This is a genomic window from Youngiibacter multivorans (assembly GCF_017873395.1).
Lineage (GTDB): Bacteria > Bacillota > Clostridia > Clostridiales > Clostridiaceae > Youngiibacter > Youngiibacter multivorans.
Map to the genome: position 1 here is coordinate 287,295 of NZ_JAGGKC010000001.1, position 25,049 is coordinate 312,343.

A 25,049-nucleotide genomic window follows, 5' to 3' on the forward strand; every position below is an offset into this window, starting at 1 on the left:
AGATGAAGAACATACTTGTAACCGGAGCATTGGGCCAGCTTGGCTCTGAGCTTGTGACACATCTCAGGGAAATATACGGAACTGACAACGTGCTTGCCACTGACATCAGGAATCCTCAGGAGGGTACAAAGGTGGCCGAAGGTCCCTTTGAACTGCTGGATGTGACTGATGGCAATGGATTCATGCAGGCTGCAAGGAAATGGAAGCCTGACACGATAATACATCTTGCGGCACTTTTGTCTGCAACCGCCGAAAAGAACCCCATGCTTGCATGGAACATAAACATGGGGGGACTTATAGGAGGTCTTGAAGCTGCCAGGGAAGCTCATGCAAGCTTCTTCACCCCAAGCTCAATCGGAGCATTCGGACCTTCCACTCCAAAGGTGATGACTCCCCAGGATACTATCCAGAGGCCGCGGACCATATACGGAGTGACTAAGGTATCAGGTGAGCTTCTCTGTGATTACTACCACCTGAAGTTCGGAGTGGACACCAGAGGAGTAAGGTTTCCGGGGCTGATTGGCTATGTCACAGCACCAGGCGGCGGAACCACTGATTATGCAGTGGACATATTCTATGATGCCATAAGGAAGAAAAGCTACACCTCATACATAGCGGAAGGCACATTCATGGACATGATGTACATGCCTGATGCGCTGAAGGCAGTTGTAGACCTTATGGAGGCTGACCCCGGAAGGCTCCTGCACAGGAACGCTTTCAACATAACGGCCATGTCCTTCGATCCGGAACTGGTCGCTGCAGAAATAAGGAAGCATATTCCGGAATTCAAGATGGGCTATGAGGTTGATCCAGTCAGACAGGCAATTGCGGATTCGTGGCCGAACAGTATCGACTGCACGGCAGCTATAGAAGAATGGGGTTTCAAGCCAACCTACGACCTTGAAGGCATGACTTCCGACATGCTTGTGCAGCTCAGGAAAAAGCTCATTGTCACTTAAGAGGAGATAATGGATGAGAAACTGGAGGAATAACAATGGATGAGAAATTTCTGATAGTCAACAGCAGGATACTGCCTGAAGTCTTTTCCAAGGTACTTGAGGTCAAGAGACTTCTGCATACCGGAAAGGTAAAGGATATAAGCGAAGGGGTAAAGGTTGTCGGGATATCCCGCAGCGCCTATTACAAGTACAAGGACAATGTCTTTCTGCTGTCAGAAGGGACAAAAGGGAGAAAGGCAACTATCAACTTTCTGGTAAACCATGAGCCGGGATCGCTTTCCAGAGTCCTGGACAAGCTTGGCGAGGTAAAGGCGAACATCGTGACGATAAATCAGGACATACCTATAAACAACGCAGCCAGCGTAAACCTTACAATAGATATGGCTGAGATGGTCATGGACATCAAGGAGCTCATGGACTCCTTAAGCGATGAGGATTTCATAATAAAGATGCAGCTGATCGCTGTAGAATAGGAACTTCACGGATTGTTAACATTGCAGAGCACTTTACCTTTGACATTTTTGTTATACTCAAACTGACAGGAGGTGCACTTAATGGAAGTAAAATACTTTTCCTTCATTGGTGACATATTTGGATTCATATTCCCGCTGATCATTTTCTTTGTGATCGCAAACACAATAAAATCTGCATCCGAGGCACAAAGGAAGGCGCAGAAGGGTTCAAGAGGGAATGTTTGGCAGGACCCGACCATGCAGCCAAACAGGAATGTAGGAACCACGCCAGGCAGAAGCACTGCAACCAGACAGGAGCCATGGAATGATCTCGGTAAGATGATACAGGGCTATATTTTCGAGGAACCTGAAGCTGCCAAGCCAATGCAAAGAAACACATCAAGAAACCAGCCTTCAATGAAGGAGAGCCAGACCGTCATGAGAGACCAGATGAAGGCGGAAAGGGACCTCAGGTACGAAGGTGACAAGTATACCGGAGCTTCATCACCAAAGAACCAGGGGACAAACACCATGAGAGATGGCCAGACTGTCCTCAGGGAACAGATGAAGAAGGAAAGGGACAAGAGGTATGCAGGTGACCAGGACAAGACAAGGGTTGCTGCGGCAGCTCCTACTGATGGCAAAGCACAGGCGGCATTCGACACCTACATCGCGCCAAGAAGCGACAGCTTCATAGCAGGTATGGGCAATTCCTTCCTGAACTATGCTGACCAGTTCCTGAGAGCCGGAGACAGCTACCTTAACTACAAGCCAGGCGGACTTTACGGGTATAGCTCCAAAAGCTATGAAGAGGCCCTGAAGAAAACCGATGCGATTAAAGACAAGGGGTCGGCAGCTGCAAAGCTTTGAGACTGACGATATGGGGGAGCAGCGAATGCTTCCCCTATATTTTTCAGGAAATGTCCAAATACAGCTTCTGCTGACAAAAACCACATAATAAAGTAATATTTATATGTAAAACATTTTAATGCTGGGAGAGATTGATATGGATAAGGACAGGATAGAGAAGGCGGTCAGGGAGATACTGATAGGTGTCGGAGAGGATCCGGACAGGGAAGGCCTTACTGATACGCCCAAGAGGATTGCAAGGATGTACGAGGAGATTTTCTCCGGGATAGTAGAGAATGCCGAGGACCATCTCCAGGTGTATTTCCAGGATGAAAAATATGAGGAGCTGGTGCTTGTCAAGGACATACCATTCTATTCCATGTGCGAGCATCATCTTGTGCCATTCTTCGGAGTAGCACACGTGGCATACATACCCAAGAGCGGGAGACTTACAGGTCTCAGCAAGCTTGCAAGGGTTGTGGAGACAGTTTCAAAGAGACCTCAGCTTCAGGAAAGGCTAACTGCAGAGGTTGCCGACATCATCATGAAGAAGCTTCAGCCTTACGGGGCAATAGTTGTAATTGAGGCGGAGCATATGTGCATGACAATGAGAGGTGTCAAAAAGCCTGGATCGAAGACAGTCACATCCGCCATACGAGGAATATTCAACAAGGACTCCAAGTCGAGAGCAGAAGTTCTTTCGATGATAAACAAGGGGCACTAGACATGGGCATAGAATATTCAAGCAAGATAAGAAGGCTTTCCTTCCAGGGAAGGGAGCTTGAACTTGGCAGAAGGACCCTTATCATGGGAATACTCAATGTGACCCCGGATTCCTTCTCTGACGGAGGTGACTTCATTAGTCCTGACAAGGCAATGGACAGGGTAAGGAAAATGGTTGAAGAGGGCGCTGATATCATCGATGTAGGCGGCGAATCATCCAGGCCCGGCCATGAGAGGATTACCGAAGAGGAAGAGCTGAGGCGTGTCATTCCTGTAATCAGAAGAATCAGGGAAGAATCTGACATCCTCATATCCCTCGACACCATAAGGAGCAGGGTAGCCGAAGAGGCGCTGAAGGCAGGAGCAAATATCATCAACGACATATGGGGACTGCAGCTGGACAAGGATATGGCTGATGTTGCCAGGCGATATGATGCGCCGGTAATTGTCATGCATAATCAGGATGGAACTGAATATGTTGAGGATATCATGGCTTCTATCAAGAGATTCTTCAGAAGATCCATAGAGATAGCTGATATGGCGGGTCTTAGAAGGGAGCTTGTTATCCTTGACCCGGGATTCGGATTTGGAAAGACACCCAGGCAGAACCTGGACCTGATGCCAAGGATCTCTGAGCTTCTTGAGCTGGACTATCCGATACTCCTCGGGACTTCAAGAAAATCAATGATAAACATGGTCCTGAACCTTCCGCCAAAGGAGAGGGTAGAAGGAACAATAGCTACCACAGTACTTGGAATAGTCCAGGGAGTCGATATCGTCAGAGTGCATGATGTGCTTGAGAACGCAAGGGCGGCAGCGATGACCGATGCCTGCGTGAGGAGGTAGGATGGACAGGATAATAATGAAAAACATGTCATTTCACGGAAACCACGGCGTCCTTCAAGAAGAGAAAGTACTTGGCCAGAAGTTTTTTGTGGACTGCTATCTTAGCCTTGACCTGTCAAAGGCAGGGAAGAATGATGACCTGAATTCGACTGTCAGCTACAGCGAGGTTTACGACATGATAAAGGTCATCATGGAAGAGGAAAGATACGACCTTATTGAGGCTGTTGCAGAGAGAATTTGCAGTGCAGTCCTTGTTAATCATGAAAGGGTCATGAAGGTCGAGGTAACGGTAAGAAAGCCTGAAGCTCCGGTAAAGGGGATCTTTGACTATTTCGCAGTTGAGATTGCAAGGGAGAGAGTATAGATGGCAAAGGTTTACCTTAGCCTTGGAACCAACATAGGCGACAGGCTTGAAAACCTGAGAGAAGCAGTGAACCTGCTGACAGAGAAAGTAGATATCGGAAAGGTATCATCTGTTTACGAAACCGAGCCGTGGGGATTCGAGGAGCAGGACAGGTTCCTGAACATCGCACTTTCTGGTGAGACTGACCTGAACCCCATTGAGCTTCTGGACTTCACCCAAAGCATTGAAGGAGCCATGAAGAGAGTCAAGACTGTCAGATATGGTCCAAGGGTCATAGATGTTGACATACTGCTTTATGAAGGAGTAGAAATGGACACGGAAAGGCTTACCATTCCCCATGCGAGGATAATGGAAAGGGCATTCGTGCTGGTGCCTCTAAAAGAGATTGCTGGGGATGATGCCATTCCCGGGCAGAGCATTTCAGGGCTCCTTGAAAAAATCGGAAGTGAAGGTGTCATATGCTTCAGGGAGGCACCATGGAGAGGCTGAATGCAATTATAAGGGATCCGTTCTTTATTGAGAACTTAAGAAAGACTAATGAACGGGAGAAGGAACGTATATTTTGCAGGCATGGGCTTGACCACCTTATCGATGCAGCCAGGGTACTGTATATCCTGGTTCTGGAGGATCGCCTGGAGGTTTCCAGGGAGACCGCATATACAGCAGCATTTCTTCACGACCTGGGAAGATGGGTGGAATACGATACAGGACGGGACCATGCGGAAGCAAGTGCTGAACTTTCTGAAAGGCTTCTTGACGAACATGGTTTCAAGGGAACTGAAAAGGAAATTATACTTTTAGCGATCAGAGGCCACAGGGTAAAGGGTGCAGTCGGAATACTGACAGATGCAATGTACCGTGCGGACAAGCTTTCAAGGCCATGCATGAACTGCTTGTCAATATCCATGTGCAAGCGTTTCAGCCATGGTGAGACTGCAGAGATTGAATATTGAATTAGGAGAGGATCATTTGAAGACATTCAGGATTAGCAACAGAAAGAAGATTACGGACAGGATGGAGGATGGAAGCCTCCTTATTATGATGGCGGGAAAAGCCCCTAAGAAGACTGCGGATGAGGCGTATGTATATACACCAAACAGGAACTTCCTATATCTCACTGGAGTTGACGAGGAAGACGTGGTCATGACTGTCAAGAAGTGCGGAGATGAGATCACTGAATCCCTCTTCATTAAGAGAAGAGATGAGTCAAAGGTAAAGTGGGTAGGTGAGACCATAAGCCCTGAAAGGGCGAAGGAGGTTTCAGGCATCGAGGATATCAGGTATCTTGATACCCTTGAGGAGCATATCCACGGACTGATATCAAAGGGTGAGGTCTGTGCAGTATGGCTGGACCTTGAGAAGGATGGCTTTGTTTCCCCGGACCAGCCTGGGATGATAATGGCAAAGGAACTCAAGGGTAAGTACCCTCAGCTTTCGATCAAGGATGTATTCCCTCTGCTTTCAGCTTCCAGGATGATCAAGGAGCCTCATGAAGTAGATAACATAAGGAAGGCCATAGGCATAACAAGAGAGGGTATATACAACCTGATGAAAAATGCAAAGCCGGGTATGAAGGAATACCAGCTTGAGGCTTATTTTGATTTCGTGCTGAAGCATGAGGGAGTCAAGGACTTTGCATTCAGTACCATAATGGCGTCAGGTGCGAATGCTACAGTGCTGCACTATGTGGCAAATGACGCAAAGGTGCTTGATGGCGAATTAGTCATGATGGATCTGGGCGCGACATATGAGAACTACAGCGCAGACATTTCGAGGACATTCCCTATAAACGGGAAGTTCACGGAAAGGCAGAAGGAGTTCTATAACCTTGTGCTGAAGGCTCAGCAGGCAGTAATTGATGCCCTGAAGCCAGGACTTCAGTGGTCTGAGATCAACAGCATAGTATACAAGGTATATGCTGAAGAGCTGAAGACGATGGGGCTGATTGAAAAGGACGAGGAAGTGAAGGACTACTACTACCACGGGACTTCACACCATCTTGGGCTTAATACCCACGACGTCGGATCAAGGGACCTTGCCCTTGAAGAAGGTATGGTGCTTACAGTGGAGCCTGGAATATATGTTGCAAAGGAAGGCATCGGCATAAGGATTGAAGAGGATGTTCTCATAACAAGAGATGGCTGCGAGGTCCTTTCCAGAGGCATCATAAAGACCGTAGAAGAAATCGAAGAATTCATGTCCAGGAGGTAACATCATGGCAAAAAGGAAATGGAACAGGCTTGAGATCGAAGCGTTCAGGAAGAGCCATGGACAGGGCTTCTATTATAATAAGGAAGATTCAAACATTCTGGTACCGAAGTCCTACGGAATCGGAAGGACCTTCAACTGGGCGAATCCGGTATCATGGGCCGTCATGGCAGTCCTCATCGGATTCATAATCTACAGCCTTGTGACAAGATGAAAAATATTATAGAACCGAAAAAAACAGGACCTGCAAATATTGTTTTGCAGGTCCTGTTTTTTCATGCTAATTGCTACTCTATTGACTTGATCGAATCCTCGGCAAGGTCGAACTTGTCGATAAGCTTCCTGACCGCCTTTTCACACTGGTCTTTTCTTACAAGGACGGATATCTTTATCTCTGATGTGCTGATGAGCTCAATGTTGATCTTCTCTTCTGCAAGCGCATCGAACATGTCGGCTGCAACTCCGAAGTTGGTTATCATACCTGCGCCAACTATGCTTACCTTTGCAACGTCGTCATCGCAGGTCACATCCTTGGCTCCGATCTTTACAATGACTTCCTTCATTACTCTCAGGGCTTCTTCCATCTGGTCCCTGTCCAGTGTGAAGGTTATGTCGTTGAGGCTTCCTTCCCTGGAAATCTGGACGATCATGTCAACATTTATTGACTTGTCCGCAAGAGTCTTGAATATATCCTTAGCCACTCCCGGTCTGTCTGGAACGTCGTATACCGTGAATCTCACTGATTTCTTGTCAAAGGCCACTCCGCTTACTACTATATCATTCTCCATATCTGAAACCTCCTGGACTATTGTACCTTCTTCGTGATTGAAACTTGAACGGACATGAATCTTCACTTTGTGGATCTTGCCGAACTCAACTGACCTTGGCTGAAGAACCTGAGCTCCAAGGCTTGCAAGCTCCAGCATCTCATCATAGGTAATGGTGTTGAGCTTCTTTGCATTCTTTACTAGTCTTGGGTCTGTAGTGTAGACTCCGTCTACATCGGTGTAGATCTCGCATATTTCGGCTTTAAGCGCCGCTGCAAGTGCCACAGCAGTAGTATCAGAACCGCCTCTTCCGAGGGTGGTGATATCATTATCTATAGTTATTCCCTGGAATCCCGCTACAATAACAATCTTTCCTTCATCCAGCTCCTTTTCAAGCCTTGACGAGGTTATGTCCATTATCCTTGCCTTGCTGAATACACCATCGGTCTTTATTCCAGCCTGGGGACCTGTAAGAGATATTACCGGTTCACCAAGGGCGTGAATTGCCATGGCAAGGAGAGATATGGAGACCTGCTCACCAGTAGAGAGAAGCATATCCATTTCCCTTACGGAGGGGTTTTTTGATACTTGTTTTGCCAGGTCTATCAGATGGTCGGTGCTGTCACCCATGGCCGATACGACAGTTACTACCTGATGGCCTTTTCTCTTCGTTTCAACTACTCTGTTTGCGACTCTTTTAATGCATTCGGCGTCGGCTACGGAACTTCCGCCGAATTTCTGAACGATAATACTCATAATTCCACCTTTTTCCTGCGTTTTTTCCATCTGAATATCCTGCAGGATTTATGCATCCGCAGGAAGGACACTTGCGTTTTGATTTCCATGATTATAGCACCATAGGATGCTTTATTGCAATAGCATTATCAGTACTTGGAAAAAAACGGGAGCCATTGAAGAAAAAAATTCCCGGAATTTCACCAGGAATAATTATTACAATATTTGAGTTATTATTTGCCTGCAGTCAAAATGTTGACTATCCTGGCATCCACCTGCACGGGATAGGATTCCCTGACAGTACCTGTTATCTGCACCTCTACAGTCATCCCCTTTGCTAGCAGTCCGGGACTCTTAGCCATCTTCTTGCCATCCTTGTAATAGACAGTATCATTGGTCAGGTAAACTGATGCCTTATCGAACTGCAGTCCTGTGTCTGCTGTCTCTTCGACAAGGATGTTTCCCGTGTTGCCGTCAAAGGTAATCTCAGTTATTACTCCCCTTATGTCAGGCTTGAAGCTCCGAAGAGCGGTTCCCATTCCTGAGTAAAGGAAAACTCCTGTAATTATTGCTGCTGCAAATATCGCAACATAAACCGGTATCTTGTTCTTCATAAATGTTGGAGTTCGGAGACTCGTGACTTCAGTCATTAGAGGAGAACTCCATTACACCCCTTTCGTTCGATTAATATTGTATTCTGTCTTTTCAACAGTTTAATTTCCTTGAAGTTTGCACTCCTATGTATTATTGAGCCATCCAGTTTACGCAAATCGAAATAGCCAGATGTCCTTCTTCCGAAAATGAAGCAGTCCTCGTCCTTGTATCGCACATGGTCAAACAGGCGGAATCCCTTGACTTCGTAGGCAGACTGATTCAACTTTTTCTTTCCGCCCTTTAGGAAGTTCGACTTGTGTATCTGGCGGTTGTGCTTTCTCTTGAATGCCTGATTGTAGATCTCATCATTTCTTATGGCATTAAGGTTTCCACTGATGCAGTAGGCATCAGCACTATGGGTCTTTTCAATGTTATTCCTTATTCGGTTGTTCTTCGTGATGTATCCATAGGTCATGGAAACCTCTGGATACAGTTCCTGAAGACTGCTGTATACATACCATCTCATGATGCCCATGAAGCTTGCATGACGGTACGACTTGTTTGGAGTAAGCTTCAACTGTATCCCGCCTGCATGATGGCTCTTATGGCATGTCTCGCATAAGGTGACCAGATTACCGGGTGAGTCTCCCCCGGTCTTCCGGCTTTCCTTATGGTGAACATTCAATATTATGTCCTTTGACTTGCCATGGCAATGTTGACATTCGTGGTTATCCCTCCAGAGAACGTATTCCCTGGTATTCCAAAAGCCTAGCTGTTCTCCCTGCTGGTATTCAGTACCGCTGATCTCAGGATTCCTGATCTTCTGGATATCGAAACTTGCTGTTTCAATCACTATCCTTGATATGGGAAGGATCCTGTGTACATTCTCGATTACCTTCAGGTGGCTGTCTATCTTACGCTTGACTGAGGGAGCAAGCCACCCTTCCTTTTTCGATGCGGTGCGGTTAAGAAACCTTGCCATTCTGTAGCGAAGGCGGTTTCTCCTTGCTCTTCGGTTCTGTCTTCTGGTGGACAGCAGCTCAGGGATGTCATCCCGGAGGGTTATCTCTGAGACAAATAGCTCTTTCTTCTTAGTAGTTGCGCTAAGTCCTACTACCTTGCTTCCTGCGTCTACTCCCAGAGTGATTACCTGAGTATATTCAGGCGAATCATACAGCAGCTGTATTGTGAATGGTGTCCTTCTTACCACTTTTGCCTTGCCATCCTTTAACAGATGTTTAACTTTTCCATGCCGATTTGTAGGCATAAGTGGATTTCCATTTTTACTTAAAACGTAGACCAATCCGGCACCCCTTTCTTGATGTAGTTAAGTACATAATTCCAGCAAAATAGCTGGTTGGCATCCTTCGCCAATGTTGTAATTGCTTTTTACACCTGCAACACCGTTCCCGTTAACCCAAGAGAACTTTTAATCACAGGCAACAGAGCCACGGATTAGGATGGACGTCCGTGGGTGTTATGACAAAAACAACGTAGTGCCCGAAGCACTCAGGCTAATCAACCAGGCATTAAGGATTGCTCCTCATGCCTTCGACTTCAGTCGAGGGTTAGTTGACGAAAATCGAGTAGAATAAAATCTTTGTCCTGTTTATCCTGGTTAACCTGTTCTCCAATACAAACACTTCCTTCCGCAATCTGATTATTGCAGAAAGAAAATGGCTTTGGATTACAAAAGGGTGAATTTTTGGATAGTTCATCTAGAAAGAAAGAAGTCCCGCGATAGCGGGACTTCAGAAAAGCTATTTGACTTTCAGAACGAGTGGTTCCTTGTTTGCGAAGGAAGCCTTGATCGCTTCTATGATATTTCCATGTGCATCGTTAAGGCTCATGGTTGCGCTTGCTGTGACTTCTGCAAGGTCAGCCTTTTCAGCTGCTGTAAGTGCGTCATACTTAGCCTTGTCGGCTGCATCTTCGCTGCCGGCCTTTAGAGGTCTTCCGTTTCTGTCAGAGGTGTATTTCTTGAACCAGGTCTCGATTTCAGCAACTGTCTTCCCTGTAAAGAGCTTTTCGAATGCATCCATCTGTTCATGCCATGTGCTTATGCCTACCTTGTAGTCTGCTCCTCTTTCTCTCTTGGACTTCCAGAGCTTAACTTCTGCCTTGAAGTTGTCCTCTGTGTCAGGAGTCTTTCCGTCTACCTTCTCGTCATGGTTCTCGTCGAAATTGTATCCGCCCTGTCCAGGCCATCCGCTGAAATGAGGCATTCCAGCTCCGTCATAGTTTGGAGATGCTACTTCGATCTGGTCGATGTGGATATATGCTATCTTTCCATCCTTGTCGAACAGTGTATTGACTACGACTTCATTGAAGCTGTATACCTGAGTGTCAGTATCATCCTTGCCAGGACCTATCCTTGGCATGAAGCTTACTCCGAATCCTGATGATGCAGCTTCGGTTATCTTGAGCTGCTGCTTGTTGGCATATGCGTTCTTTATAGCTTCAATTATGTTTCCGTGTGCGTCTGTAAGGCTTATTGTAGCTGTTGCAGTGATTTCTGCAAGGTCAGCCTTTTCAGCTGCTGTAAGTGCGTCATACTTAGCCTTGTCGGCAGCATCTTCGCTTCCAGCCTTAAGAGGCCTTCCGTTTCTGTCTGATGTGAACTTCTTGTTCCAAGCTTCTATCTCAGCTATGGTCATTCCTACGAACATCTTCTGGAATGAATTCATCTGGTCCTGCCATGTGCTGATTCCTACCTTATATTCTGCTCCTCTTTGTCTCTTTGTCTTCCAGAGTGCAACCTCAGCCTTGAAGTTGTCATCTGTATCAGTTGTCTTTCCGTCGACTTTTTCATCATGGTTCTCGTCGAAGTTGTAGCCGCCCTGTCCAGGCCATCCGCTAAGGTGTGGCATTCCGGCTCCGTCATAGTTAGGAGATGCAACCTCAAGCTGGTCTATATATGAGTAGAGTATCTTTCCATCCTTGTCGAAAAGTACATCTGCATAAACATTGTTCAAGCTCCAAACCTGGGTGTCAGTGTCATCCTTGCCCGGGCCTGTCCTTGCAACGTTCGAGAATCCAAGTCCGTGGAATATGGTGTCCGCAGTGACCTCGCCAGGCTTTGTGTTGTCGACTATAGGCCATGGATTTGCTTTAGGGTCGAGTGCGTTCTTTACTGCGTATATCAGGCCGCGGCTTGAAACTGTCGCTCCGGCAACCACATCCACATCCGCTGAATTCTTCTCAACGAATTTTGCCGGCAACTGAGTGATTGCATTACTTCCGATGCCCTGTGTCTCCTTGTCGCCCTTGGCTTCCACCTTGGTGATCTTGGTGCCTTCCATGGTGACTGTAACGGTAACGTCCCCTCCGTAACCCTTGCCTGTTCCGGTAAGAGTCTTGGTCTCTGCTTTGGTTCCGCATGCAGATAGGCTTGCTATCATCGCGGCTGTTAGCATGATGGCTGTCAGTTTTTTCATGATTTCCCTCCCATATATTTTTTTGATGGTTAGGTGGCAGGAAATATGTCACCAGATTTGAGAATATATTGACGATTGTTAACCAATATGTAAAATAATGGTTAATCTATTAACAATTATAGCACTCCATTTAAACCTTTACAACGGCGCTAGCTGTGGATTCAGCCTTGAATATTCAGTATATATTAATTTTTTGATACTTTTATGTCAGGGGAGATTAAAGAAAATATTCTTGAATGAAGCGGTTTTCAAGGGTAATCAGGATTGAAACAGGAATTGACTGGATTGCAATAATGCATTAATATATAAAATAATGAATAAATATTTATAATTTATTCAGTTGTAAATTATTGCAGATTGTAGAATTTAGACCAAAGAGAAAATATGCTTTGATCGATTTCTGAACGCAGTCAGCATAAAGGTGATAGAAAAGAGAGCAAAAAATAACCGCTCCGAAAAACATGCGGAGCGGAAACCTTAATGGTGGAGCTAAGGGGGCTCGAACCCCTGGCCTCTTGGATGCCATCCAAGCGCTCTCCCAGCTGAGCTATAACCCCATCCCCCATATTATATTACAACGATCTGACCTTTGGAAGTGAAAAAGCCGAAGCAATGGTATCGAGGTATAATGTATATGTGCAATTAAATATTGACATGGCAGTGCCCGGGGTATAGAATTCATAGGAAGAACTTTAATTCAGTCCCGAGAGGCTGAGAAGAGATTGCGAAATGAATAGTGCAATGGTTATGATACACCGAAACCTCGGAGTATACTGTCCATGCAACCGGAAAGATTCGTAAATCCTTTTTTGCCGCGGTGAAAAAGGATTTTTTGTTATATTGCAGACGTTTTTATATTGAAATCGGGAATTTATTCCTGGGAAGGACAATGTATGGCGAAGATACTTATAAAGAATGCGAGGACAGCTAAAGGTGATGAACTTGTAAAAACTGACATCCTGATCGAGGATGGCCTGATAGCTGAGGTTGGTTTGGAAATTTCTGCAGATGGAAGCTGCGAGGTCATTGAGGCTAATGGGAAGCTCCTTGCACCTGGCTTTATAGACGTACATGTTCATCTCAGGGAGCCTGGCTTCGAGTACAAGGAAACAATAAGGACCGGTACGAGAGCAGCTGCCATGGGTGGCTACACAACCATATTCGCCATGCCGAACACCAAGCCATGTCCTGACAACGAAGAGGTGCTCGGTATGCTGATTGACAAGTGCAGGACAGACGCGCTTATCAAGGTAGGATTTTACAGCAGCATAACCATGGGTGAAAATGGATCTGAGCTGGTTGACTTCAGGGCTATGATGGATGCCGGAGCCGTCGGATTTACCGATGACGGCAAGGGGATACAGGAAGCTGGTCTCATGTATGAGGCGATGGCTGCAGCAAAGGAAGCTGGAGGAATAATAGCAGCACACTGCGAGGATGAGTCCATGCTGTTTGGCGGATACGTACATGACGGCGAGTATGCAAGGAAAAACGGTCATAAAGGAATAATGTCACTAGTCGAGGACCTGCAGATAATGAGGGATGCTGCTTTGTCTGAAAAGACCGGAGCCAGGTATCATATATGCCACATGAGCACTAAGGAAGGCGTCGAGATCCTCAGAAGGTCGAAGGCAAAGGGTGCCAATGTTTCAGGGGAAGCTTCTCCTCACCACCTGCTGCTTACAGATATGGACATTAAGGAGCATGGGAACTGGAAGATGAATCCTCCTCTTCGAAGTGCAGAGGACATGTCTGCCCTTATAGAAGGAATCAATGACGGAACAATCGAATGCATAGCCACAGACCATGCACCCCATGGTGCTGAAGAGAAGGAGAGAGGGCTTGAGAAATCGGCCTTCGGGATAGTCGGTCTTGAAACAGCGTTCCCTCTGCTTTACACGTACCTTGTACTTAAGGGGAAGCTGAAGCTTGAGAAGCTGCTCTACCTTATGACTGAAGGACCTGCAAAGCTCTTCGGATTGAAACAGGGAGTGCTTTCTAAAGGAGCTCCCGCTGACCTGGTGCTCATAGACCTTGAGGAAGAATGGACCATAGACACGGAGCGATTCGAATCCAAAGGGAAAAATACACCTTTTGGCGGCTGGGATGTGAAAGCCCGGATAGATACAGTAGTGTGTGACGGAAAAATTGTCAACATAGGAGGAAACTTGAATGGATAAAATGCTCATCCTGGAAGACGGAACATGTTTCAAGGGCAAGGCTTTCGGAAGCCTTAAGGATGCTTACGGCGAGGTTGTCTTTACGACAGCAATGACTGGTTATCAGGAGCTACTGACTGACCAGAGCTTTCTCGGACAGATGGTGGTGATGACTTACCCGATGATAGGCAACTACGGGATAAACAGGGATGACTATGAGGCAGTAAGACCGATACTACATGCATTCATAGTAAGGGACCTGTGTGAAGAACCGTCGAATTTCAGGATGAACAGGACACTTGATGATTACCTTCAGAAGATGGATGTTCCAGGTCTTTATGGAATCGATACGAGGAAGCTGACCAAGCATATAAGGGAAAAGGGTGCGGTCAAGGGCTGCATTGTGAGCAGCGAGCTGTCCCACGAGGAGGCAATGGAGCGTCTTACAGCATACGAGCCTTTCCATGACCACATTGCGAGGTGTTCGATCAAGACACCGTTTGAGGTTCCCGGAAACGGAAAAAGGGTGGTACTCCTTGACCTGGGAATGAAGCAGAGCATCCTCAAGGAGCTGGGTGCCATGGGCTTCCATGTCAATGTGGTTCCTCACGACACGAAGGCAGAAGACATCATGGAATATAACCCGGATGGCATAATGCTGTCCAACGGTCCCGGGGACCCGAAGGATGCAATGGGCGTAGTTGAAGAGATCAGGAAGCTCCTGCCTCAGGTACCGGTTTTCGGAATCTGCATGGGTCATCAGCTCCTTTCGCTTGCCTGCGGTGCAGACACAAGAAAGATGAAGTTCGGGCACAGAGGCGGAAACAATCCTGTGAAGGACCTGGAAACCGGAAAAATCATGATAACAAGCCAGAACCATGGATATGTGGTGGATATGAAGACTATTGAAGGGACTGGACTTGTTGTAACTCACAAGTGCGTGAACGAGGGAAGCATAGAAGGTGTAAAGCATACAAAGTACAACGCTTTTTCAGTGCAGTTCCATCCTGAGAGCTCTCCGGGACCAACGGACGCAAAAAGAATATTCCTTAAGTTCAAGGAAGCCATGAATGCAGGAGGACAAAAGAATGCCTAAGAGATTAGACCTGAAGAAGATACTTGTCATAGGTTCAGGACCTATAATAATCGGCCAGGCTGCAGAATTCGACTATGCAGGAACCCAGGCATGCACAGCCCTCAGAGAGGAAGGCATAAGCGTAGTTCTTGTCAATTCAAATCCTGCGACTATAATGACCGACAGGGAAATGGCGGACAAGGTCTACATGGAGCCTTTGACCAAGGATTTCATCAAGAGAATATTAAGGAAGGAAAGGCCACAGGCAATACTTCCATCCCTGGGAGGACAGACAGGACTCAACATGGCTGTCGAGCTTCATGAGGATGGGATCCTGGATGAGCTTGGAATTGAGATACTGGGTACGGACCTTGAAGCTATAAAGAAGGCTGAGGACAGGGAACTGTTCAGGAACCTGATGAATAAGATAGGCGAGCCTGTCCCTCCATCGTTTATCGCTGACAGCGTCCAGGGAGCAGTTAGCTTTGCTAAGGAAATCGGATTTCCGGTAATCGTGCGACCTGCCTATACCCTAGGCGGTACAGGCGGCGGAATATGCAGGGATGAGTCTGAGCTCAAGGTTACAGTTGAAAACGGGCTTTCACTCTCTCCTGTAAACCAGTGCCTCATAGAGATGTCCATAGCAGGCTGGAAGGAAATCGAGTTTGAGGTCATGAGGGATGCCAACGATACTGCCATAGCAGTATGCTCCATGGAAAACTTCGACCCGGTGGGAATCCATACAGGAGACTCAATAGTTGTCGCACCATGTCAGACCCTTACCGACAAGGAGCTCCAGATGCTGAGGGATGCTTCCCTGAAGATAATAAGGTCCCTGAAGATAAAGGGTGGCTGCAACGTTCAGCTGGCTCTTCATCCTGATTCATTCGACTACTACATCATAGAGGTCAATCCGAGGGTTTCCAGGTCATCAGCCCTGGCATCGAAGGCTACAGGATACCCTATTGCTAAAATTGCAGCAAAGATCGCACTAGGACTCAATCTTGATGAGATGCTGAATCCCGTGACCGGAGTATCCTATGCCTGCTTCGAGCCAGCACTTGACTACATAGCCCTGAAGCTTCCAAGGTTCGCCTTTGACAAGTTCAGGTTCGCCAACAGGAAGCTGGGTACCCAGATGAAGGCGACGGGAGAGGTCATGTCCCTGGGAAGGACCTTCGAGGAGGCGCTCCTGAAGGCTGTAAGGTCACTTGAAATAAAGACGGAATATCTTGACCTTAAGAAGTACAGGAAGGCAGACGATGAAAAGCTTGTGAAGCTGCTTGGCCGTGCAGAGGACGAAAGGCTGTTTGTAGTATATGAGCTGCTAAGAAGAGGCAAGTCCGTAGACCTGATTCATGATGCTACGCTAATTGATGAGTTCTTCCTTAATAAGATAAGGAAGATCGTGGCCATGGAGAATACTATAAGGGAAGGAAGCCTGTCCGATGTTCTCTACGAGGCAAAGAGGATGGGATTCTCAGACAAGACCATAGCTGAATTCAAAGGCATAGAGCTTGATGACGTTGTCGATGCAAGGAAACAAATGGGGATAATACCTGTATTCAAGATGGTAGACACCTGCGCAGGAGAGTTCAGCTCAGAAACCCCTTATTACTACTCCACATATGAGGAAGAGAACGAGTCTGTGAAGAGCGGCAAGGAAAGCATCATTGTCCTAGGCTCAGGACCCATAAGGATAGGACAGGGTGTTGAGTTTGACTATGCGACAGTACATTGCGTATGGTCCATAAAGGACTTCGGCTATGAAGCCATAATCATAAACAACAATCCGGAGACCGTATCAACTGATTTCTCAATATCCGACAAGCTCTACTTCGAGCCGCTGACGGTAGAGGATGTCATGAACATCGTCGACCTTGAGCAGCCAAAGGGAGTGATAGTCCAGTTCGGAGGACAGACAGCCATAAATCTCGCGGAAGGTCTCCAGAAGAGGGGAGTCAAGATACTCGGCACATCGCTCGCGAGCATCGACCTTGCCGAAGACAGGGACATGTTCGAGAAGAAGCTCAAGGAGCTGGGAATCCCGATGCCTAAGGGCGATATGGCGGTAAGTGTGGAAAAAGCTCTGGCAGTGGCGGCTGAAATAGGATATCCTGTACTTGCAAGGCCATCGTATGTGCTTGGCGGCAGGAACATGGAGATAATCTACACGAAAGAGCATCTCACGGACTACATGGAGCGAAACATTTCTGAAAATGGAACCGACCCAATACTTATAGACAGGTATCTTGTGGGCAAGGAAGTTGAGGTTGACGCCATCTGTGACGGCAGGAACGTCATGATACCTGGAATAATGGAGCATATAGAAAGGGCAGGAGTACATTCCGGAGATTCCATGGCAGTATATCCTCCATTCAAGATATCCGAGGAATGCAAGAGGACGATAACGGACTACACTGAGAGGATAGGAACAGGCCTTGGAATAATAGGTCTATACAACATACAGTTCGTTGTGGAGAAGAGCGGTGAGGTGTTCGTGCTCGAGGTGAATCCGAGGAGCTCGAGGACAGTGCCTTTCCTATCCAAGATCACAGGGATAAACATGGGTGATGTGGCGACAAAGGCCATACTGGGCAAAGACCTGATAGAGCAGGGCATGCCTCTCGGACTTCTGAAGGAGAAGGAGGGATATGCGGTAAAGATGCCGGTGTTCTCATTCTCCAAGCTCAGAAAGGTTGATATAGCGCTGGGGCCTGAGATGAAATCCACAGGCGAAGCCATAGGAATTGACAGGACTCTTGAAAAGGCCCTTTACAAGGCTCTGGTGGCGGCTGGCTTCAAGATGCCGGAATACGGCAAGGTGCTGTTCACCATAGGAGACAGGGACAAGGAAGAGGCTCTGAAGGTCGCAAAGGGCTTCAGAGATATCGGATATTCCCTGGTAGCTACGGAAGGGACCAAGAAGTTCCTTGAGGCGAACGGAGTCCATGCAAAGTATGTTTCAAAGATAGGAGATCCCGGAAAGACAGTCATAGATGTCATCAGGAGAAGGGAAGTCCAGTTTGTGGTCAACACCTTCACCGAAGGCGGCAAGGACAAGATGACGGACGGCTTCAAGATGAGAAGGGAATCTGTCGAGAACAACATACCATGCCTGACATCGCTTGATACGGCGGAAGCAGTGCTGAAGGTACTTGAATCAAGGAGCTTCAGCCTCGACAACATATAGATTCTGGAGGTGCGGATTGAAGAGGATAATGCTTTGCAGGGTGATTGAAAACAGGACGATAGCTGAAGACACGCTTCTTATGGTGCTAAAGGCGGACTCTGCGGCACTCGCAGACTTTGACCCCGGTGTTTTCGTCAATGTCAGGATAATGGACAGTGATTCTCCTCTTCTCAGAAGGCCGATATCCGTCCACGAGACTGACATTGAAAATGGCATCCTAAAGCTGATATATAAGGTAGTTGGAGAAGGGACCAGGAAGCTCAGTGAAAAGAAACAGGGAGATATCGTGGATATCTTCGGGCCTCTGGGCACAGGATTCCCAATTCAGTCAGACGCAAAAAGTGTCGTACTCATAGGAGGCGGGGTAGGTATACCCCCTCTTTATGAGCTGGGAAAAAGGCTTTCAGAAAAAGGCGTTACAGTAACAACAGTCCTCGGAGCCAGAAATGCCGAAGGGCTTTTCTGCCTTGAGGAATTCGGCACTCTTGGAAGAGTCGTAACGGCGACTGAGGACGGAAGCCATGGAACTAAGGGTTTCGTGACAGATGCCATAAGGGAAGAGAAACTTGAGTTCGATTGCCTCTATGCGTGCGGACCAAAGCCCATGCTTAAGGCCCTGGACCTTGAGTTCAGAGGGAAAAAGGAAGGCTACCTTTCTTTCGAGGAAAGGATGGCCTGCGGAATAGGAGCCTGCTACGGATGCATGACAAAGACAAAGGACGGGCTGAAGAGGGTCTGCAAGGACGGACCTGTATTCAGGCTGGGGGAGGCTGTGTATGAGTAGGGAAATGCTTAGGGTGGAACTCCCTGGTCTGTCACTTAAAAATCCGGTTATGCCCGCTTCAGGCTGCTTCGGATTCGGAAAGGAATTCGCTGAGCTCTATGACCTGAACATACTCGGCTCCATAATGGTTAAGGCAGTTACAAGGGACAGGCGGGAAGGAAACCAGATGCCAAGGCTTGCGGAGACTCCGGCAGGAATGCTGAATGCCATAGGTCTCCAGAATCCAGGGATTGACGGTGTGGAAGAAGAGATGAAGTGGCTTGAGAGCTACGACATCCCAATAATAAGCAATGTGGCCGGATATACCGAGGATGAATATGTTTATGTGGCGGAGAGGATCTCGAAGGTCAAAAACGTGGGAGCCCTTGAAATCAACATTTCCTGCCCTAATGTAAAGAAGGGCGGAATAACCTTCGGTACTGACCCTGATGTGGCGTACAGCCTTACCAAAAAGATCAAGGAAGTATCGAGCAAACCCATATACATGAAGCTTTCACCGAACGTGACTGATATCTCTGCCATGGCAAGGGCTGTGGAGAGCGGCGGAGCGGATGGCATTACCATGATAAACACTTTAGTGGGAATGAGGCTTGACCTGGCAACGGGAAGACCTGTACTAGCCAACGGCACCGGAGGCCTTTCGGGACCTGCTGTGAAGCCAGTTGCAGTAAGGATGGTATACGAGGTTTATAAGGCAGTGAAGATACCGATAATCGGCATGGGTGGAATAAGGAATGCGGAAGACGTGCTTGAATTCCTTTATGCAGGAGCCAGTGCAGTGGCGGTAGGAACTGAGAATTTCGTCAATCCCTTCGCTTGCAGGGATATCATAGAGGATTTGCCGGGAGTTCTGAAGAAATACGGATTCAATAGCGTTAAGGATGCTGTGGGCTACAGCCACAGGCTTGGAGGAAAATGATGAAGGATGTCATAGTTGCCCTGGATTTCAAGAACAGGAAGGAAACCATGGCCTTTCTTGAGGGTTTCAAGGAAGGCATATATGTCAAGATAGGGATGGAGCTCTTCTACAGCGAAGGCCCTGAAATCGTGAGGGAGATCAGGAAGATGGGACACAAGGTGTTCCTTGACCTCAAGCTCCACGATATCCCGAATACTGTCAAGAGCGCGATGAAGAGCATCCTTAGGCTTGATGCCGACATGGTGAACCTTCATGCATCAGGCGGAAGCGTCATGATGGAAGAGGCGATGAACGCATGCAGGGAAGAGGGGAAGAAGCCGCTGGTGATCGCGGTCACGCAGCTTACTTCAACCACCGAGGAACTGATGCAATCAGAGCTACTTATCGACAGGAGCCTTACTGAAACAGTGCTCTCTTATGCAGAAAATGCAAAGAAGGCAGGACTTTCAGGAGTTGTATGCTCAGCTCTTGAGGTTCCGGTCATCAAGGAACATCTTGGTGAAGGATTCATAACTGTAACTCCCGGCATAAGGCCGCTTGACTCTGTAGCCGGCGATCAGAAAAGGATCGTTACACCTGCAAGGGCAAGGGAGCTGGGCTCCGACTACATAGTTGTTGGAAGGCCGATAACCAGGGCTGAAGACCCTGAGAAGGCGTACAAGGAAATAAAGAAAGAATTTTTGGGGGTATAGCAATGAAGGAACTTGCAAAGGCACTTCTAAAGATAAAGGCGGTGAGCCTTTCTCCTGAAAAGCCGTTCACATGGGCATCAGGAATAAAGTCACCTATATACTGCGACAACAGGCTGATCCTTTCCTTCAAGGAGGAGAGGGAGCTTGCGCTTACCGAGATGAAGAGGGTGGTAAGCGAAAAGTACCCTGAAGCAGAATGCCTCATGGGCACTGCTACTGCAGGAATCCCCCATGCCGCAATAGTTGCCTGGGAGCTTGGAATCCCCATGGGATTCGTAAGAGGAAAAGCGAAGGACCACGGCAAGGAGAACAGGATAGAAGGGAAGGTATTCCCCGGCATGAAGACTGTGGTAATCGAGGACCTGATATCGACCGCCGGATCTTCGGTTGATGCAGTGAATGCCCTCAGGGAAGCAGGCTGCGACGTACTTGGAATAGTCTCCATATTCACCTACAACCTGAAAAAGGGTGAAGAGACTCTAAAGAAGAATGATGTGGAAAACACATCGCTTACTGACTATGACGAGCTCATAGAAGCGGCAATAGAGGAAAACTACATTGAGAGCGCTTCTTTGGCCAAGCTGATGGAGTGGAAAAAGGATCCTTCCAACGAGGATTGGATGACGAAATGACCAAAGGGGCGAAAAGCCCCTTTTCTATTGGGCTGTGGGAAATTCCTGTTGCGAAACCATAATGCCTTTGGTAGAATAAGTCATGAAAAGCTTTGATGAGAAGAGTAGCGCAAGTAACTTGCTTAAGAGAGCCCTGGTTTGGTGTGACAGGGTGCGAGGAATGCAGTGAAAATGACCTCTGAGCCTGTGCCCGGTAAAAAGGACACACGGTTGCAACCGTTATATTGCATTGGTGGCTTAGTCACCTTTTGAGGCGTGATCCGTGAGGCTTGCGCGAACTGGAGTGGTAACACGTTTAAAAGACGTCTCTATGGCATCGCCATAGGGCTTTTTCATTTTTAAGGGAGGATTTTTTACAATGAAGACCTATTATATCACTACCCCTATCTATTACCCTTCTGCAAACCTGCACATAGGAAATACCTATACTACGGTTGCAGCAGATGCCCTTGCCAGATACAAGAGGAAAGCAGGCTTTGATGTCATGTTCCTTACGGGATCAGATGAGCACGGCCAGAAGATACAGAGGATCGCTGAGGAAAAGGGCGTAAAGCCCATAGAGTACGTAGACGGAATAGTCGAAGGCATCAAGGACCTGTGGAAGCTCATGAACATAAGCTACGACAAGTTCATTAGGACAACTGACGATTACCATATCAAGGCTGTCCAGGACATATTCACGAAGCTGTATGACAAGGGCGACATCTACAAGAGCGTTTATGAGGGCTGGTACTGTACTCCTGATGAAGCATTCTGGACTGATACACAGATTGTAGACGGAAAGTGCCCTGATTGCGGAAGACCGGTTGAAAAGGCGAAGGAAGAGGCATACTTCTTCAAGATGAGCAAGTACGCTGACAGGCTGATCAGGCATATAGAAGATAACCCTGAGTTCATCCAGCCTGAATCAAGAAAGAACGAGATGCTGAACAACTTCCTAAAGCCAGGCCTTCAGGATCTTTGCGTTTCAAGGACCAGCTTCGACTGGGGAATACCGGTGTCCTTTGACAAGGAGCACGTTGTCTATGTATGGATCGATGCTCTGTCAAACTACATTACAGCTCTGGGATACGGCTCTGAAAATGAAGAAAACTACAAAAAATACTGGCCTGCGGACGTCCATCTTATTGGAAAGGATATCCTGAGGTTCCATACGATTTACTGGCCGATCATGCTCATGGCTCTTGATGTTGAGCTTCCGAAGCAGGTATTCGGGCACGGCTGGCTGCTTGTTGACGGCGGCAAGATGTCAAAGTCAAAGGGCAATGTGGTAGATCCAGTCGTTCTTGTAGAGCACTTCGGAGTGGATCCTGTGAGATACTTCCTTTTGAGGGAAATACCATTTGGAAATGACGGGCTCTTCAACAATGAGACGTTCATAAAGAAGACCAACGCCGACCTTGCGAACGACCTCGGCAACCTCCTTTCGAGGACTGTGGCCATGGTTTCGAAATATTTTGGAGGAACGATACCTTCAGGGTCGTTCACTGGCGATTTCGACGACGAGCTGAAGACGCTGGCACTTTCCACACCAGGGCTTGTTGAGGAATCGATAGGAAACCTCAGGATACCTGAAGCGCTTGGTCACATTTGGACACTCATCGGAAGGGCCAACAAGTATATCGATGAGACAACTCCATGGATACTGGCAAGAGATGAGGAGAAGAAGGACAGGCTTGGAACCATACTGTATAACCTTCTTGAAGCGCTGAGGTTCTCGGCTGCCCTTGTGGAGCCTTTCCTGCCTGATACTGCCGAGAGGATAAGGGAGCAGATCAATGCTGATGACTTAACCTTCGAAAGCCTGTCTGCCTTCAACGGAACGAAGGAAGGAAGCAGCGTAAGGCCCGGGAATGTGATATTCCCGAGAATCGACATGGAGATGAAGCTTGAAGAACTGGCAAAGCTCACTGCTAAGCCTGAAGAGAAGAAGCCTGAATTCAGGCCGCTCAAGGAAGAAATAACAATTGAAGATTTTGCGAAGCTTGACCTTAGGGTAGGCAGGATAATTTCAGCAGAGCCTGTTAAGGGAGCAAAGAAGCTTCTGAGGCTAAAGGTAGATATTGGCGGAATGGAGAAGCAGGTCATTTCAGGGATCGCAGAGCACAAGAAGCCGGAAGATCTTGTAGGCACCAACATAATACTTGTTGCTAACTTGAAACCTGCAAAGCTCAGGGGCGAACTGTCCGAAGGAATGATCCTTGCAGCGTCAACAGCTGATGGTAAGAACCTGTACATTGTGACATCAGAAGGCGAGCCTGGCACTGAAGTAAGATAAACTGCTCTGTACACCTGGGTGTCTGCCAGTTCTTTACTAGCTCTGGCTTTTGAACCCTGTTTTTAAGCATAATATTTTAAGCATAATAAAGGAAGGAAATCGGTACGAATACCTGATTTCCTTCCTTTTATCTGTTCAACACATAATTACCGATAATACTGCATTTATCCATGATGGTTACCCGCCTTGCTTATGGGTACTCATTTCAATCTTAATTCTCCAAGAATAGACTTAAAAGGTGACATAATCACAGCACACATAGAGGGTGACATAATCACAGACCAGGTCAATTGAAAAAGTAACTTCCACTTTGTCAAACAAAATTCCACTCATGTAAGAATCTGGAATTTCTTTGATGTACATGGTTTTTTAGGCAGTTCACTTAATGATTTTTGGTTTCTGATGGAGTACAATGATGCTGACGGAAGCAATTATCCAGCCCTTTTTTGGGCATAGTAAACCAAGGGTGAGATTTTGCTGACTTTTTGAAAGAGTAAATTCCACCCCTCCTGGGACACTATGATTTAGTCAATCCGGATGGTGCCTCAAGTCAATTAGTTATTTTTTGAGAAGAGATGGGTGCAGGGTTACCTTATCGTGTGGGATAAGGACTGCACCCATCTTTTTTAGGATTTCCTCACCGTATAGAGCAGCAAAAATCGCATAAGGAGTCTTGTCACCCAGGTTCGGCCGGCTATACGAGTTGATGTGGTTCATCATCAGGCTTATGTCTTCCTGGGTCAAGTTGTCCATGGGAGTGCCCTTTGGGATGATGCGCCTGATAAGTGTATGGTTGTTTTCTGCCGCTCCCTTCTGGTAGGAGGCCTGTGGATCGCAGTAGAAGACCATGGTCCTCTGATTGCCCTGCTGGTCCTTCTCAATAGCTGTAGGATTAGAGAACTCGCTGCCGTTGTCACCAAGTAGCACCTGGAACAATCTGCAGAAATCTTCAGGCTGCAGCTCTCCATACAACCCGTCGAAGATTTCAGTGACAGACCTGGATGTATTGGCATCCCTGATGAATGCGAGCATCAGCTGTGGTACCACAAAGTGGAGTGTCAGAAGCACCTTGCCTCCCTTTTTTCCTTCTACCGAGTCCATTTCCACGATTGTCAAACCAAGATGCTCAGACATGAACTTGAGGAAGTCCTGGTATCTCCTGTTGATACGGCACTTCTTATCAACCTTGAAGGAATCTCTCTTCTTTTTGCGCTTCCCCATGCGCATTACACGAGGCATATCAAGGTTCCTTGCCTTGAAGATACCACGAGCAACGTAGCGGTAGAGAGTACGCTCATCCTGCATGATCTCGTCGGAATGGTTGACGCAGATGTGGTGCAGTGACTGTCCTTTAAGGATCAATGGACTGATTAGGGCATCAAG

The 25,049-nt window shown here is 47.3% G+C and carries 23 protein-coding genes, 1 tRNA gene and 1 other annotated feature; of the genes, 18 read left to right on the forward strand and 6 right to left on the reverse strand.

What is annotated here, in order from left to right:
- The first annotated feature begins 2 nt into the window (after positions 1 to 2).
- From J2Z34_RS01425 to J2Z34_RS01470, 10 genes are all read left to right on the forward strand, one after another.
- Entirely contained in the window at positions 3 to 959 is a 957-nt protein-coding gene (locus tag J2Z34_RS01425; RefSeq protein WP_209458053.1) for an L-threonine 3-dehydrogenase, read from the forward strand.
- Positions 960 to 994: 35 nt separating this feature from the next.
- A complete protein-coding gene (locus J2Z34_RS01430; protein WP_209458054.1) occupies positions 995 to 1,432 on the forward strand; it encodes an ACT domain-containing protein in 438 nt (145 codons plus the stop codon).
- Positions 1,433 to 1,513: 81 nt separating this feature from the next.
- Positions 1,514 to 2,281 (forward strand): hypothetical protein, encoded by a 768-nt coding sequence (locus J2Z34_RS01435; RefSeq protein ID WP_209458055.1) that lies wholly within the window; start codon positions 1,514 to 1,516, stop codon positions 2,279 to 2,281.
- 136 nt (positions 2,282 to 2,417) lie between these two features.
- The gene (folE, locus tag J2Z34_RS01440; protein ID WP_209458056.1) at positions 2,418 to 2,984 is read left to right on the forward strand and encodes a GTP cyclohydrolase I FolE; all 567 of its coding nucleotides are present in this window, start codon (positions 2,418 to 2,420) and stop codon (positions 2,982 to 2,984) included.
- Between the two features lie 2 nt (positions 2,985 to 2,986).
- Positions 2,987 to 3,829 (forward strand): dihydropteroate synthase, encoded by an 843-nt coding sequence (gene folP / locus J2Z34_RS01445; RefSeq protein WP_209458057.1) that lies wholly within the window; start codon positions 2,987 to 2,989, stop codon positions 3,827 to 3,829.
- A gap of 1 nt (position 3,830) precedes the next feature.
- On the forward strand, positions 3,831 to 4,193 hold the full coding sequence (gene folB / locus J2Z34_RS01450) for a dihydroneopterin aldolase (RefSeq protein WP_209458058.1): 363 nt from the start codon (positions 3,831 to 3,833) through the stop codon (positions 4,191 to 4,193).
- Positions 4,194 to 4,682: a 2-amino-4-hydroxy-6-hydroxymethyldihydropteridine diphosphokinase gene (gene folK / locus J2Z34_RS01455; RefSeq protein WP_209458059.1), complete on the forward strand. Its 489-nt coding sequence runs from the start codon at positions 4,194 to 4,196 to the stop codon at positions 4,680 to 4,682.
- Entirely contained in the window at positions 4,670 to 5,146 is a 477-nt protein-coding gene (locus tag J2Z34_RS01460; protein WP_209458060.1) for an HD domain-containing protein, read from the forward strand. The genes folK and J2Z34_RS01460 overlap by 13 nt, the downstream gene beginning before the upstream one ends.
- 16 nt (positions 5,147 to 5,162) lie before the next feature.
- Positions 5,163 to 6,404 carry an aminopeptidase P family protein gene (locus J2Z34_RS01465; protein ID WP_245250453.1) on the forward strand — a complete coding sequence of 414 codons (1,242 nt, stop codon included), beginning with the start codon at positions 5,163 to 5,165 and terminating at the stop codon, positions 6,402 to 6,404.
- A 4-nt stretch (positions 6,405 to 6,408) separates the two neighbouring features.
- The gene (locus J2Z34_RS01470) at positions 6,409 to 6,615 is read left to right on the forward strand and encodes a DUF5808 domain-containing protein (protein WP_209458062.1); all 207 of its coding nucleotides are present in this window, start codon (positions 6,409 to 6,411) and stop codon (positions 6,613 to 6,615) included.
- A gap of 73 nt (positions 6,616 to 6,688) precedes the next feature.
- Here the strand turns inward: J2Z34_RS01470 and J2Z34_RS01475 are convergent, their stop codons facing one another.
- The 5 genes from J2Z34_RS01475 to J2Z34_RS01495 form a co-directional block, all read right to left on the reverse strand.
- Positions 6,689 to 7,924, reverse strand: coding sequence for an aspartate kinase (locus J2Z34_RS01475; RefSeq protein WP_209458063.1), 1,236 nt, complete (start codon positions 7,922 to 7,924; stop codon positions 6,689 to 6,691).
- Positions 7,925 to 8,136: 212 nt separating this feature from the next.
- Complete coding sequence (locus J2Z34_RS01480; protein WP_209458064.1) at positions 8,137 to 8,517, reverse strand: DUF3221 domain-containing protein; 381 nt, start codon at positions 8,515 to 8,517, stop codon at positions 8,137 to 8,139.
- 35 nt (positions 8,518 to 8,552) lie between these two features.
- The gene (iscB, locus tag J2Z34_RS01485) at positions 8,553 to 9,800 is read right to left on the reverse strand and encodes an RNA-guided endonuclease IscB (RefSeq protein ID WP_209458065.1); all 1,248 of its coding nucleotides are present in this window, start codon (positions 9,798 to 9,800) and stop codon (positions 8,553 to 8,555) included.
- 457 nt (positions 9,801 to 10,257) lie between these two features.
- Positions 10,258 to 11,934, reverse strand: a complete 1,677-nt coding sequence (locus J2Z34_RS01490) for an FMN-binding protein (RefSeq protein WP_209458066.1) — start codon at positions 11,932 to 11,934, stop codon at positions 10,258 to 10,260.
- A 481-nt stretch (positions 11,935 to 12,415) separates the two neighbouring features.
- Positions 12,416 to 12,491: transfer RNA gene (locus tag J2Z34_RS01495), tRNA-Ala, on the reverse strand.
- Between the two features lie 336 nt (positions 12,492 to 12,827).
- On the opposite strand from J2Z34_RS01495, the gene J2Z34_RS01500 reads away from it, so the two are divergent.
- From J2Z34_RS01500 to metG, 8 genes are all read left to right on the forward strand, one after another.
- Entirely contained in the window at positions 12,828 to 14,114 is a 1,287-nt protein-coding gene (locus tag J2Z34_RS01500) for a dihydroorotase (protein WP_209458067.1), read from the forward strand.
- Complete coding sequence (locus J2Z34_RS01505; protein WP_209458068.1) at positions 14,107 to 15,189, forward strand: carbamoyl phosphate synthase small subunit; 1,083 nt, start codon at positions 14,107 to 14,109, stop codon at positions 15,187 to 15,189. Before J2Z34_RS01500 ends, J2Z34_RS01505 begins: the two co-directional genes overlap by 8 nt.
- The gene (carB, locus tag J2Z34_RS01510) at positions 15,182 to 18,361 is read left to right on the forward strand and encodes a carbamoyl-phosphate synthase large subunit (protein WP_209458069.1); all 3,180 of its coding nucleotides are present in this window, start codon (positions 15,182 to 15,184) and stop codon (positions 18,359 to 18,361) included. The genes J2Z34_RS01505 and carB overlap by 8 nt, the downstream gene beginning before the upstream one ends.
- A 16-nt stretch (positions 18,362 to 18,377) precedes the next feature.
- On the forward strand, positions 18,378 to 19,145 hold the full coding sequence (locus J2Z34_RS01515; protein ID WP_245250454.1) for a dihydroorotate dehydrogenase electron transfer subunit: 768 nt from the start codon (positions 18,378 to 18,380) through the stop codon (positions 19,143 to 19,145).
- A complete protein-coding gene (locus J2Z34_RS01520) occupies positions 19,138 to 20,064 on the forward strand; it encodes a dihydroorotate dehydrogenase (protein WP_209458070.1) in 927 nt (308 codons plus the stop codon). Before J2Z34_RS01515 ends, J2Z34_RS01520 begins: the two co-directional genes overlap by 8 nt.
- Positions 20,064 to 20,756: an orotidine-5'-phosphate decarboxylase gene (gene pyrF / locus J2Z34_RS01525; protein WP_342453066.1), complete on the forward strand. Its 693-nt coding sequence runs from the start codon at positions 20,064 to 20,066 to the stop codon at positions 20,754 to 20,756. The genes J2Z34_RS01520 and pyrF overlap by 1 nt, the downstream gene beginning before the upstream one ends.
- 2 nt (positions 20,757 to 20,758) lie before the next feature.
- Positions 20,759 to 21,388: an orotate phosphoribosyltransferase gene (pyrE, locus tag J2Z34_RS01530; RefSeq protein ID WP_209458072.1), complete on the forward strand. Its 630-nt coding sequence runs from the start codon at positions 20,759 to 20,761 to the stop codon at positions 21,386 to 21,388.
- Between the two features lie 83 nt (positions 21,389 to 21,471).
- Positions 21,472 to 21,701, forward strand: a binding site (T-box leader).
- A 45-nt stretch (positions 21,702 to 21,746) separates the two neighbouring features.
- Positions 21,747 to 23,666 (forward strand): methionine--tRNA ligase, encoded by a 1,920-nt coding sequence (metG, locus tag J2Z34_RS01535; protein WP_209458073.1) that lies wholly within the window; start codon positions 21,747 to 21,749, stop codon positions 23,664 to 23,666.
- A 558-nt stretch (positions 23,667 to 24,224) separates the two neighbouring features.
- Here the strand turns inward: metG and J2Z34_RS01540 are convergent.
- The coding region (locus tag J2Z34_RS01540) for an IS30 family transposase (RefSeq protein ID WP_209458074.1) at positions 24,225 to 25,049 on the reverse strand (825 nt) is incomplete at its 5' end.